This is a genomic window from Geodermatophilus sp. SYSU D00766, from assembly GCF_054049915.1.
Map to the genome: position 1 here is coordinate 44,684 of NZ_JBJGYI010000033.1, position 9,904 is coordinate 54,587.

At 75.3% G+C, this 9,904-nt stretch carries 9 protein-coding genes; 5 read left to right on the forward strand and 4 right to left on the reverse strand.

The annotated features are described in order from the left end of the window. Nucleotides 1-3 precede the first annotated feature (3 nt). The 3 genes from ACI8AD_RS19705 to ACI8AD_RS19715 form a co-directional block, all read right to left on the reverse strand. Nucleotides 4-891, reverse strand: coding sequence for an alpha/beta fold hydrolase (locus ACI8AD_RS19705; protein ID WP_456872218.1), 888 nt, complete (start codon nucleotides 889-891; stop codon nucleotides 4-6). A 102-nt stretch (nucleotides 892-993) separates the two neighbouring features. Then, on the reverse strand, nucleotides 994-1,659 hold the full coding sequence (locus tag ACI8AD_RS19710; protein ID WP_456872219.1) for a potassium channel family protein: 666 nt from the start codon (nucleotides 1,657-1,659) through the stop codon (nucleotides 994-996). After that, nucleotides 1,659-2,363, reverse strand: coding sequence for a potassium channel family protein (locus tag ACI8AD_RS19715; RefSeq protein ID WP_456872220.1), 705 nt, complete (start codon nucleotides 2,361-2,363; stop codon nucleotides 1,659-1,661). The genes ACI8AD_RS19710 and ACI8AD_RS19715 overlap by 1 nt, the downstream gene beginning before the upstream one ends. Before the next feature lie 124 nt (nucleotides 2,364-2,487). Here ACI8AD_RS19715 and ACI8AD_RS19720 point away from each other — a divergent pair, with 124 nt between their 5' ends. The 4 genes from ACI8AD_RS19720 (at nucleotide 2,488) to ACI8AD_RS19735 (ending at nucleotide 6,510) form a co-directional block, all read left to right on the forward strand. Then, complete coding sequence (locus ACI8AD_RS19720) at nucleotides 2,488-4,527, forward strand: APC family permease (RefSeq protein WP_456872221.1); 2,040 nt, start codon at nucleotides 2,488-2,490, stop codon at nucleotides 4,525-4,527. Then, complete coding sequence (locus ACI8AD_RS19725) at nucleotides 4,520-5,821, forward strand: class I SAM-dependent RNA methyltransferase (RefSeq protein ID WP_456872222.1); 1,302 nt, start codon at nucleotides 4,520-4,522, stop codon at nucleotides 5,819-5,821. The genes ACI8AD_RS19720 and ACI8AD_RS19725 overlap by 8 nt, the downstream gene beginning before the upstream one ends. Nucleotides 5,822-5,848: 27 nt before the next feature. Next, nucleotides 5,849-6,076 (forward strand): DUF4177 domain-containing protein, encoded by a 228-nt coding sequence (locus tag ACI8AD_RS19730; RefSeq protein WP_456872223.1) that lies wholly within the window; start codon nucleotides 5,849-5,851, stop codon nucleotides 6,074-6,076. A gap of 65 nt (nucleotides 6,077-6,141) precedes the next feature. Then, on the forward strand, nucleotides 6,142-6,510 hold the full coding sequence (locus tag ACI8AD_RS19735) for a hypothetical protein (protein WP_089404116.1): 369 nt from the start codon (nucleotides 6,142-6,144) through the stop codon (nucleotides 6,508-6,510). 15 nt (nucleotides 6,511-6,525) lie between these two features. On the opposite strand, the gene ACI8AD_RS19740 is transcribed toward ACI8AD_RS19735, so the two are convergent. Next, complete coding sequence (locus tag ACI8AD_RS19740) at nucleotides 6,526-7,707, reverse strand: ROK family protein (RefSeq protein WP_456872224.1); 1,182 nt, start codon at nucleotides 7,705-7,707, stop codon at nucleotides 6,526-6,528. Between the two features lie 201 nt (nucleotides 7,708-7,908). Between ACI8AD_RS19740 and dxs the strand changes: the two genes are divergently transcribed. Next, entirely contained in the window at nucleotides 7,909-9,828 is a 1,920-nt protein-coding gene (gene dxs / locus ACI8AD_RS19745; protein ID WP_456872225.1) for a 1-deoxy-D-xylulose-5-phosphate synthase, read from the forward strand. The last annotated feature ends 76 nt before the right edge of the window (nucleotides 9,829-9,904 follow it).

Consider the following 9,904-nt stretch of genomic DNA (forward strand, 5'->3'; position numbering starts at 1 on the left):
CCGTTACGCCCAGCGGCGGACGAACTCGACCGTGGCGGCGTCGACGGCCGCGGGGTCGGAGGCGCTGAGGAAGTGCCGGCCGCCCTCGACCACGCGCAGCTCGGCGTGCGGGCTGTTCGGGAACAGCCGGATCTCCTCCTCGGCGTTGGCGACGGAGTAGACGGTGTCGGCGGTGCCGTGCATCCACAGCACCGGGCAGCGCACGCCGTCGAGGCGGCCGTGCAGCCCGTCGCGGTCGCGCAGGTTGACGGAGGCGAGCCGGAGGCGTTCGCGGCCGTCGTCGCCGGCGTAGTTCTCCCGGTGCCGCGCGTGCCAGAAGGCGCGCTCCGCGGGCGGCACGTCCGGCCCGAACCCCTCGGCGAGGACGGCGTCGACCATCTCCGCCGGGACCGCCCAGTCCTCCCCGACGGGCGCGCTGAGGGCGTCGATGGCCGGTGTGCAGAAGGCGACGCCGTCCCAGCAGCCCAGGTCGCGGCTGCGCGGGCTCTCGGTGTCCATCGAGGTGCCCAGCGCGACGATGCCCCGGATCCGGTCCGGCGCGAGCACCGCCATCCGGGCGGCGATCCACCCGCCCTGCGAGGTGCCCAGGACGAACGCGTCGGGGATGCCGAGCGCGTCGAGGACCTGCAGGTCGGCGATGGCCGAGTCCCAGTAGGTGAACTGGGCGTACGAGGCGCGGGTGCGGCCGTGGCCGTAGGGCTCGAGGGCGAGCAGGTTCGCCGTGGCGGCGAGCTCGTCGTCGGCGAACTGCGGCCGGTAGAGGTCGGCGGAGGTGCTGAACGAGTTGACCAGGACCAGCGTCGGCAGGGACGGGTCGTAGGCGCGGGCGAACCGGTGGCCGATGACCGAGGTGCCCAGGTGGGGCACCGGGACGGTGGCGGTGTCGCTCATGGGCGCCCCTCGTCGTCGGGGACCGTCGCGCGGCCCGTGCCGGCCCGGCCATCCTGGCCGCGGGTCCCGGCGCGGGTCAACCGCGGCGGTGGGCCGCCCGGCTCAGGCGCCGGTGGGGGAGAGCACCTGCTGCAGCTGCTCCTCGACGTCGGCGTGGGTGACGAACAGCAGCTCGTCGCCGACCTCGAGCGGCTCGTCCGGGCTCGGGGTGATGACGCGGTCGCCGCGCAGCAGCGCGGTGAGCACCGTCTCGCGCGGCAGCGGCACCTCGCGCAGCGGCCGGCCGGCCCACGGGGTGTCCTCGGCGAGGGTGATCTCGACGAGGTTGGCCGCACCCTTGCGGAAGCTCATCAGCCGGACGACGTCGCCGACGGTCACCGCCTCCTCCACCAGCGCGGCGAGCACCCGCGGGGTGGACACGGCGACGTCCACGCCCCACGCCTCGGTGTAGAGCCACTCGTTGCGCGGGTCCTTGACCCGGGCGACGACGCGGTTGACGGCGAACTCGGTCTTGGCCAGCAGCGAGACGACGAGGTTGGCCTTGTCGTCGCCGGTGGCCGCGACGACGACGTCGCAGGTGGCCAGCTGCGCCTCCTCGAGGGAGGACACCTCGCAGGCGTCAGCCTGCACCCACTCCGCGCCGGGCACCGCCCGGGTGCGGACCTTGCGGCCGTCCTTCTCGATGAGCATGACGGTGTGCCCGTTGGACAGCAGCTCCCCGGCGATGGAGCGCCCGACGGCGCCGGCGCCCACGATGGCCACGCGCATCAGGCCCTCCCTCCCTGCTCGACGGCCTGGTGCACCCGGTCGGAGATCTCGTCGGTGGCGGCGACGACGAGCTGGTCGCCGTCCTGCAGCACCGTGCCCGCGGTGAGCAGCTGCGACTCGCCGAACCGCACCAGCCAGGCGGCGCGGGCGCCACAGGCGGTCTCCAGGTCGGCGACCTTGCGGCCGACCCAGCCGTCGGTGACGGTCACCCGCATCAGCAGGACCTTGCCGGTGGGCTCGCGCCAGATCTCGCTGACCTTGACCGACAGCAGCTCGCGCATCAGCCGGTTCACCGTCCACGGCACCGTGGCCACGCTCGGGATGCCCATGCGCTCGAAGACCTCGGCGCGCTTGGAGTCGTAGATCCGGGCGACGACGTGCTGGACGCCGAAGGTCTCGCGGGCCACCCGGGCGCTGATGATGTTGGAGTTGTCGCCGCTGCTCACCGCGGCGAAGGCCCCGGCGGAGTCGATGCCGGCGTCGAGGAGCACCTGCCGGTCGAAGCCCAGGCCGGTGACCTGCCGGCCGGTGAACTCCGGTCCGAGCCGGCGGAACGCCTCGGGGTCCTGGTCGATGACCGCGACGCTGTGGCCGACCTTCTCCAGCCGCCGCGCGATCGCCGAGCCGACACGGCCGCAGCCCATGACGACCACGTGCACGTGTCGCTCCCACCGCTCGCTCGCGGGCGCCGTCCGCCCGCTCACCGGGCGCGAAGCTACACCCGCCGGCGGGGCGGCGGAGCGCCCGCCGGGGGAGGCCTGACCCCTCGGGGGCGCACCGCCCCACGGGTGCGGCACCCGGTGCCCCGGCGCTCGTACCATCGCCGCCGTGCCCAGCCTGTCCGACCTCGGACAACTCCCCAAACGGCTCGTCCTGGGCCGGCCGGTCCGCAGCGACCGGTCCGGGGAGTCCCTGCTCCCCAAGTCCCTCGCGCTGCCGATCTTCGCCAGCGACCCGCTCTCCTCGGTGGCCTACGCCACGCAGGAGATCCTCATCGTGCTGACCCTCGCCGGGACGGCGTTCCTGTTCCTGGCGCCGTGGCTGGCCGTCGTCGTCGTGCTGCTGCTGGCGACCGTGGTGCTCTCCTACCGGCAGGTGGTGCACGCCTACCCCTCCGGCGGCGGCGACTACGAGGTCGCGATGAAGAACCACGGGCAGTTCGCCGGGCTCACCGTCGCGAGCGCCCTGCTGGTCGACTACGTGCTCACCGTGGCCGTGTCGGTCTCGGCCGGCACCGACAACATCATCTCGGCGTTCCCCGCCCTCAACGAGCACCGCGTGCTCATCGCCGTCGGCCTCGTGGCGCTGCTCGCGGCCACCAACCTGCGCGGGGTGCGGGAGTCGGGGAAGACCTTCGCCGTCCCGACCTACCTGTTCGTCGCCGGGATCATGGTGATGATCGTCACCGGGCTGATCCGCGACTTCCTCACCGACGCCCCGGTCGTCGCCGAGAGCGCCGGCTGGACGATCGCCCCCGAGCCGGGCTACGACCAGCTGGGCGGCGTCGCGCTGGTGTTCTTCGCGCTGCGCGCCTTCGCCTCCGGCTGCACCGCGCTCACCGGCGTCGAGGCCATCGCCAACGGCGTCCCCGCCTTCCGGCCGCCGAAGTCGCGCAACGCCGCGACGACGCTGGCGCTGATGGGCGGCATCGCCGCGACGATGTTCGCCGGGGTCACCGCGCTGGCCCTGCTCGGTGAGGTCCGCTACGCGGAGAACACCTGCGACCTCATCGGGTTCCCGGGCGACTGCGAGACCGACCCGCAGCGCACCGTCATCGCGCAGCTGGCCGCGGCCACCTTCGGCGGGGACCAGTCGATCGGGTTCTTCTACATCCAGGCGGCGACGGCGCTGGTGCTCGTCCTGGCCGCCAACACCGCCTTCAACGGCTTCCCGCTGCTGGGGTCGGTGCTCGCGCAGGACCGGTTCCTGCCCCGCCAGCTGCACACCCGGGGCGACAAGCTCGTCTACAGCAACGGGATCCTGCTGCTGGCCGGCTTCGCGGCGCTGTTGATCATCGCCTTCGCGGCCGATCCCAACCGGCTGATCCAGATGTACATCGTCGGCGTCTTCACCAGCTTCACGATCGGCCAGTGGGGCATGGTCCGGCACTGGAACCGCGAGATCCGGCTCTCCGCCGACCAGGCCGAGAAGCGCCGCATGCGCCGCTCGCAGGTGATCAACACCATCGGCGGCAGCCTGACCTCCGTCGTCCTCGTGATCATCGTGATCACCAAGTTCACCCGCGGCGCCTACCTGGTGATCCTGGTGATGCCGATCCTGTTCGTGCTGATGAAGGCGATCAACCGGCACTACTCGCACGTGGCCGAGCAGCTGGTGCCCGACACCGACTCGCGCCTGCTGCCCAGCAAGGTGCACGCGATCGTGCTGGTGTCCAAGGTGCACAAGCCGACGCTGCGCGCCCTGGCCTTCGCCCGCGCCACCCGGCCCGACGAGCTCACCGCGCTGACGGTCAACGTCGACGACGCCGACACCCGCGGGCTGCAGGCCGACTGGGACCGCTACGACATCCCCGTCCCGCTGACCGTGCTGGAGTCGCCGTACCGGGAGATCACCCGCCCGGTGGTCGACTACGTCAAGGCCGTCCGCCGCGCCAGCCCGCGCGAGCTGGTCATCGTGTTCGTGCCGCAGTACGTCGTCGGGCACTGGTGGGAGAACGTCCTGCACAACCAGAGCGCGCTGCGGCTGCGCGCCCGGCTGCAGTTCCAGCCCGGCGTCATGATCACCACCGTGCCGTGGCAGCTGGAGAGCTCGATCGGCCGCGACGACGACCGCGGGGGCGGCCCGGCGCCGGGCGACCTGCGCCGCGGGCTCACCGACGACCAGGCGGAGTCCACCCCCTATGGCTGACGGCCGCCGCCGTCCCCGGTCGCCGCGTCCCGACCGGGGCGGGGGGTGGACCGGGCGGGAGTTCGAGGTGACCGTCGGCCGGGTGGCCCACGGCGGGCACTGCGTGGCCCGGCACGAGGGCCGGGTGGTGTTCGTGCGGCACGCCCTGCCGGGGGAGCGGGTCGTCGTCCGGGTCACCGAGGACCGCCAGCCCGGGTACTGCCGCGCCGACGCGGTCGAGGTGCTCGAGGCCTCGCCCGACCGCGTCGAGCGCCCGTGCCCGTACAGCGGGCCGGGGCGCTGCGGCGGCTGCGACTGGCAGCACGTGTCCTGGGAGGGGCAGCGCCGGCTGAAGGCCGACGTCGTCCGCGAGCAGCTCACCCGGCTCGGCCGGCTCGACCCCGCCGACCCGCTGCTGGCCGGCCTGGCCGTCGAGGCGCTGCCCGGCGGCCCGCTGCGCTGGCGATCGCGGGCGCGCTTCGCCGTCGACCGGGCCGGGACGCCGGGGCTGCGACGGCACCGCTCGCACGACCTGGTCCCCCTCGAGGACTGCCCCATCACCGTCGAGGCGGCCGCCCGCGCGGTGCTGACGCGCCGCTGGCCGGGCGCGGGCGCCGTCGACGTCGCCGTCGACTCCGCGGGCACGGTGACCACCACCCGGCTCGACCGGCGCGGCGTGCCCACCTCGACCCGCGTGCTGCAGCCGGGCGAGCAGACGCCGGGGCCGCCCGCGGGTCGGGCCGGCCGCCGTGCCGCCGGGCGGGACTGGGAGGTCGAGGGCACCGGCTTCTGGCAGGTGCACGAGTCGGCCGCCGACGCGCTGGTGACCGCGGTCGGCGAGCTCGCCGCGGTGCGGCCGGGGGAGACGGTGCTCGACCTCTACGCCGGGGCGGGCCTGTTCGGCGGCGCGCTGGCGCCCGCGGTGGGGGAGTCCGGGCGGGTGGTGTGCGTCGAGGCCGACGCCGAGGCGTGCGCCGCGGCCGAGGCGAACCTGGGCGCGCTGCCGCAGGCCGAGGTGTGGCAGGGCGAGGTCGACGCCGAGGGGCTGACCGGGCTGCTCGACGAGCTCGGCGGCGGCCCCGACGTGGTCGTGCTCGACCCGCCGCGCGCCGGCGCGGGGCCGGCGGTCAGCCGTGTGCTGGCCGGCGCGGGCGCGCGCGCCGTCGTCTACGTGGCCTGCGACCCCGCGTCGCTGGGCCGCGACGTCGCCGTCCTCGCCGACGCCGGGTACCGCCTCGCCGGGCTGCGCGCCTTCGACGCCTTCCCCATGACCGCGCACGTCGAGTGCGTGGCTCTGCTCGTCCCTGCGGCCTGATCCGGGGGCGCCGGATACGGTCGTCGGGTGACCACCTGGGAGTACGCCTCGGTCATCACGGCCAACGACGCCGAGTCGCAGCGCGCGGGGGTGAGCGTCAAGCTCCCCGGCGGCGGCCTCGAGCGGCAGCAGGGGGACACCAGCTCGGTGCTCAACCGGCTCGGCGGCGAGGGGTGGGAGCTGGTCAGCTACCACTCCAGCGGCGCCGGCACCTGGGGCTTCGAGCAGTTCTGGCTCAAGCGACAGCGCAGCTGATCACGACCCTGTGACGGCGCGCCCGCCGGGTCGAACACGCGTTCGACCTGCGGCACACTGCCGGTGTGGGAGCGAGCGTGCCGCCGGGCTGGCCGGAGCAGGTGCGGCCCCCCGGCGCGCCCGACTGGGAGCGCAGCGCGGTCACCTGGCTGTTCGACCTGGTGCCGCCGGACTACCGCGCGCACGAGGTGCTGCGCCGCTACCCGGTCCTGCTGGCCCGGATGGCCGGGGACCACGTCGGCGCGGGGCTCGCGGCCGCCCGGGAGGGCTGGCGCACCGTCCGGGTCGACCTCGCCGACCACCTGCCGCCGGACGCGCTGGAGGCCGCCGTGGCCGCCTACGAGCGGGAGGGGGCGCGGCTGGCCGCCGCGGCACGCGGCGTGACGGTCGTGGCCGGGGCGCTGCGCGGGGAGGTCTGGGTGCCCCGACTCTGAGCCGGTGGTCCCTCCTCAGCCGCCGAGCCGGTCGGCCTCCCGGATCCCGACCGCGAGCGCGCCGAGCAGCTCCGCGCGGCCGCCGAGGGAGCCGGGCACCACGGTGAGCTGCTCGGCCGCCGCGGGGATGGCCGACTGCGCCAGCGCCCGCCGCAGCGGGTCGACCAGCAGGTCGCCGGCGGTGCCGAGCTCCCCGCCGACGACGATGCGGTCGGGGTTGAGCACGTTGACCAGCCCGCCGAGGACGACGCCCACCGACGCGCCCGCGTCGGCGATCAGCCGCCGGCAGGCCTGGTCGCCGTCCTGCGCGCCGGCCACCAGCGCGCGCAGGTCGGGGTAGTGCGGCCCGGCCGAGCGGATCGCCTGCAGCAGCGCGCTCCCGCCGGCGGTCAGCTCCAGGCAGCCGCGGTTGCCGCAGCGGCACAGCGGCCCGGCCGGGTCCAGGCTCACGTGGCCCATCTCGCCGGCGGTGCCGGAGACGCCGCGCAGCAGGTCGCCGTCGAGCACCAGCGCGCCGCCCACGCCGGTGGCCATCTTGAGGTAGATCGTCGAGCGCGAGCCGCGGCCGGCGCCCCAGCGCACCTCGGCCACGGCGCCGAGGTTGGCGTCGTTCTCCACGATCACCGGGACGCCCAGCCGCTCCTGCAGCGCGGGGCCCGGGGTCCGGCCCGACCACGTCGGCAGGATGTTGGAGCGCGCCACGGTGCCGCCGGAGTCGGCGGCGCGGCCGACGACCGGCGTCGGCAGGCCGACGACCGCCCCGACGACGTCGTCGGTGCCGGCGCCGGCCCGGTGGAGCTCGTCCTCGACCTGCGCGGCGACGGTGTCGAGGACCGCGTCGGCACCGAGGTCGGCGACCGGCAGCGTCGTCACCTCCTCGCCGACGATCCGGTGGGAGAGGTCGGCGACGGCGGTGCGGACGTGGGTGCGCCCGACGTCCACCCCGACGACGACGCCGGCGCGGCGGGTCAGCTGCACCCGCCGGGCGGGTCGGCCGCCGGTGGGCAGCGCGTCGGAGGGGTCGGCGGGCGCGACCAGCCCCCGGTCGACGAGCTCGGCGACGTACCCGGAGACGGTCGCGCGGGACAGCCCGGTCTGCTCGACCAGCTGGGCCCGCGTGGCCGGGCCGTCGACCCGCAGCGCGTGGACCAGCCGGCGCGAGGGGCCGGTGAGGTCGGGCAGCCACGGCCGTCTCATGGCGTGATCGTGAGCACACCGTCGCCTTCTGTCAATGAACGACGGAAGTGGACCCCGTCGCGGAGGACGCCCCGTCCGGGACGGACCGGTCCGGCCCGCTGCCGCCGTCGCCGGGAGGGACCCGCGGAACGCGACTACAGTGGATCGGCGGCCGCCGACGAGCCGTGCTCCCGCCGCCGACAGAGAGGACACCGCTGCGCCGTGTCGCTCCTGCGCTCGCTCCGCGACCCCGCCGACCTCCGGGCCCTGCCCGCCGAGCAGCTGCCGGCCCTGGCCGCGGAGATCCGTGACGCGCTCGTCACGAGCGTGGCCCGCACCGGCGGCCACCTCGGTCCCAACCTCGGCACCGTCGAGCTCACCATCGCCCTGCACCGGGTGTTCGAGTCCCCGCACGAGCCGATCGTGTTCGACACCGGCCACCAGGCCTACGTGCACAAGATGCTCACCGGCCGCGTCGAGGGCTTCGAGCGGCTGCGCCAGCGCGGCGGGCTCTCCGGCTACCCGAGCCGGACCGAGAGCGAGCACGACTGGGTGGAGAACAGCCACGCCTCCACCTCGCTGTCCTACGCCGACGGGCTGGCCAAGGCCTTCGCCGTCCGCGGGGACCGGCGCCCCGTCGTCGCCGTCGTCGGCGACGGCGCCCTCACCGGCGGCATGGCCTGGGAGGCGCTGAACAACATCGCCGCCGCGCAGGACCGGCCGGTGGTCATCGTCGTCAACGACAACGGCCGGTCCTACTCGCCGACCATCGGCGGCGTCGCCGACGCGCTCGCCACGCTGCGGCTGCGCCCCGGCTACGAGCAGGCGCTGCTGGCCATCCGCCAGGCGCTGCACCGGGCCCCGGTCGTGGGCTCGGCGCTCTACGACACGCTGCACGGGCTCAAGAAGGGCGTCAAGGACGTCCTCGCGCCGCAGGGCATGTTCGAGGACCTCGGCCTGAAGTACGTCGGCCCGGTCGACGGCCACGACGTCGAGGGGCTGGAGTCCGCGCTGCGCCGGGCGCGGTCCTTCGGTCGCCCGGTGATCGTGCACGCCGTCACCACCAAGGGTTTCGGCTACCCACCGGCCGAGACCGACCAGATCGACGCCTGGCACGCCACCGGCGTGTTCGACCCCGACAGCGGGGTCGGTCCGGTCGCCGCGCGCGACTGGACGGCGGCCTTCTCCGACGAGCTCGTGCGCATCGGCGCCGAGCGGGCCGACGTCGTCGCGGTCACCGCCGCCATGCTGCACCCCACCGGCCTGGCCGCCTTCGCCGAGCGGTTCCCCGAGCGCACCTTCGACGTCGGCATCGCCGAGCAGCACGCGCTGACCAGCGCCGCGGGCATGGCGATGGCCGGCCTGCACCCGGTGGTCGCGGTCTACTCGACCTTCCTCAACCGGGCCTTCGACCAGCTGCTGATGGACGTCGCCCTGCACGGGCAGCCGGTCACCGTCGTCCTCGACCGGGCCGGGGTCACCGGCACCGACGGCGCCTCGCACAACGGCATGTGGGACTTCTCGATCTGCTCCGTCGTCCCGGGGCTGCGCATGGCCGCCCCGCGCGACGAGCCGACCCTGCGCGAGGTGCTGCGCGAGGCGGTCGCGGTGTCCGACGGGCCCACGGTCGTGCGCTTCCCCAAGGGCGCCCCGCCGGTCGACGTCCCGGCGCTGGAGCGGCGCGGGCCGGTCGACGTGCTGCGCCGCGGGGAGCGGGCCGACGTGCTGCTGGTCGCCGTCGGGTCGATGGTGCCCACCTGCCTGGCCGCCGCCGAGCGCGCCGCCGACCACGGCATCGGGGTGACCGTCGTCGACCCGCGCTGGGTGCTGCCGGTCGCGGACGAGCTCGTCGAGCTGGCCGGCGCGCACCGGCTGGTGGTCACCGTCGAGGACTGCGGGCGGGCCGGCGGCGTCGGCTCGACGCTGACCCGGGCGCTGCAGGACCACCAGGTCGACGTCCCCGTGCGGTCCCTCGGCCTGCCCCAGGCGTTCCTCGAGCACGGCAGCCGCGGTCAGGTGCTGGCCGACTGCGGGCTGACCGAGCAGGACGTCGCCCGGCGCATCGCCGAGTGGGCCGCGGTGGTCACCGAGCGCGCGGAGCAGCAGGCCGCCGTCGAGCCGGTGGACGGCGCCCAGCAGTAGAGGGCCGGGGGTCTCCCGCCACGATCAGGTGACCTGATCGTGCCGCGTCCTGGCTCACGGTGGGCGGTGAGCCAGG